This is a genomic window from Cellulomonas sp. A375-1 (genome assembly GCF_001040865.1).
GTDB classification, from domain to species: Bacteria; Actinomycetota; Actinomycetes; order Actinomycetales; family Cellulomonadaceae; genus Cellulomonas; species Cellulomonas gelida.
Map to the genome: position 1 here is coordinate 1 of NZ_LFKW01000086.1, position 1,907 is coordinate 1,907.

The window sequence follows — 1,907 nt, forward strand, 5'->3', positions numbered from 1 at the left end:
GTCGCGCGCGAGCGCGGTGCGGTGCTCGGGTCCGCGGTGCTCCCCGCGACGGTGCACGCCGTACGCGCGGCGATCTTCGGGGCCGGTCCCCTGCAGCCGTTCCTCGACGACCCGCGCGTGAGCGACGTGCTCGTCAACGGTCCGCGCGACGTGTGGGTCGAGCTCGACGGCCGGCTGACGCGCACGGACGTCGACCTGGGATCCGAGCAGGACGTGCGGGCGCTCGCGGTGCGGCTCGCGGCAGCCGGCGGGCAGCGGCTCGACGACGGCGCACCCACCGTCGACGCTCGCCTGCCCGACGGCACCCGGCTGCATGCCGTGCTGCCGCCCGTGGCAGGCGGGTGCGCGCTGCTGAGCCTGCGCGTGGTGCGCTCGCGCGCGCTGTCGATGGACGAGCTGGTCCGCGTCGGGACGATCGCCCCCGAGATCGTCGGCGTCGTGCGCGGCCTCGTCGACGCACGCGCCAACCTGCTCGTCTCCGGCGCGACGGGCGCGGGCAAGACGACGCTGCTGGCCGCGCTCCTGTCGTGGGCGGGCCACGACGAGCGCATCGTCGTCATCGAGGAGTCCGGCGAGCTCGCGCCCGACCACCCGCACGTCGTGCGACTGCTGGCCCGGCGCGCGAACGTCGAGGGTGCGGGCCGGGTGGACCTCGCCGAGCTGGTGCGCCAGGCGATGCGCATGCGGCCCGACCGGATCGTGCTCGGGGAGTGTCGTGGTGCCGAGGTCCGCGAGGTCATGGCCGCGCTGAACACGGGCCACGACGGAGGGTGCGCGACGGTCCACGCGAACACCGCGGCCGACGTCCCGGCCCGCCTCGAGGCGCTCGCGGCGCTCGCGGGCCTCGGGCGTGACGCGACGGCCGCTCAGGCCTCCGCCGCGTTCGACGCGGTGCTGCACCTGCGGCGGGCGGGACCGGGCAGGGCGCGGCGGTCGCTCGCGGAGGTCGCCGTGGTCCGGCGCTCGCGTGACGGGCTCGAGGTCGCGACCGCCGTCGCCGTCGCGCCGTCGGGCGTCGTGACCCGCGGGCCAGGTTGGCCGCAGCTCGCGGCCCGCCTCGAGGCCGTGACGTGACCCGGACCGACACGTGCGCCGGCGCATCGAACGGCACCAGGCGCGCCATCTCGGCCCGAACGTGGGCGGGCAGGACCGCGTCCTTCGGCGGGCGCTGCGCGAGGTCCGTGTGAGCGTCGCTGCGGGGGTTGCCAGCGCCGTCGTCGTGCTCGTGCTCGCGGGCCCACCGGGACGGGTCCCCGGACGCCGGTCACACGTGCCGGGGCTGACGCGTAGGGCGGTCGCACCGCCGACGGGCGTCGCGCTCGAAGCGCTGCTCGTCGCGGTCGGGGCGCAGCTGCGGGCGGGGCGTGCTCCGCGCGACGCGTGGGAGACCGCGCTCGGGATGCGGCTGGTAGGCGACGTGCCCGACGTCGGGACGCTCGTCGCGGCCTGCGGTGGGGCTGGCGGGAGCGAGTCACGCGGTCGGGTGTCGCGCGCGCGACGAGGCGGAGCCGTGGCACGTGAGCGGCTGCGCCTGGTCGAGCGGACCGCCGCCGTGGTCGCAGCCGCCCAGACCGCGCATGAGCTCGGCGCGCCGCTCGTCGGGGTGCTCGAACGCGTCACGGAGTCGCTGGCCGCCGATGCCGCGGAGCGCGACGACGTCGAGGCGGCACTCGCCGGTCCGCGCGCGACCGCCCGCGTCCTCGGGTGGCTGCCGCTCTTGGGCGTCGCGCTCGGGACCGTGCTCGGCGCGGACCCGGTCGGTGTCCTGCTGGGCGGTGGCCTCGGCACCACAGCGGGTGTCGCGGGGGTGCTCCTGCTCGTCGCCGGGCGGCGCTGGACCGCCGCCCTGCTCACGCGCGCGGCTCGCGGGGCTGCCGCGCCCACGCGAGCGCGGACCGGCGTGCCCC

General features: G+C 78.0%; 1 protein-coding gene and 1 pseudogene. Both read left to right on the forward strand.

Annotated features, from left to right (window positions below; all coding sequences use genetic code 11):
• A partial coding sequence (locus CWIS_RS09400; RefSeq protein ID WP_048343023.1) for a TadA family conjugal transfer-associated ATPase occupies window positions 1-1,074 on the forward strand: 1,074 nt, incomplete at its 5' end.
• Window positions 1,075-1,510: 436 nt separating this feature from the next.
• Window positions 1,511-1,907 (forward strand): annotated as a pseudogene (locus CWIS_RS18810) (type II secretion protein F); the annotation flags it as partial.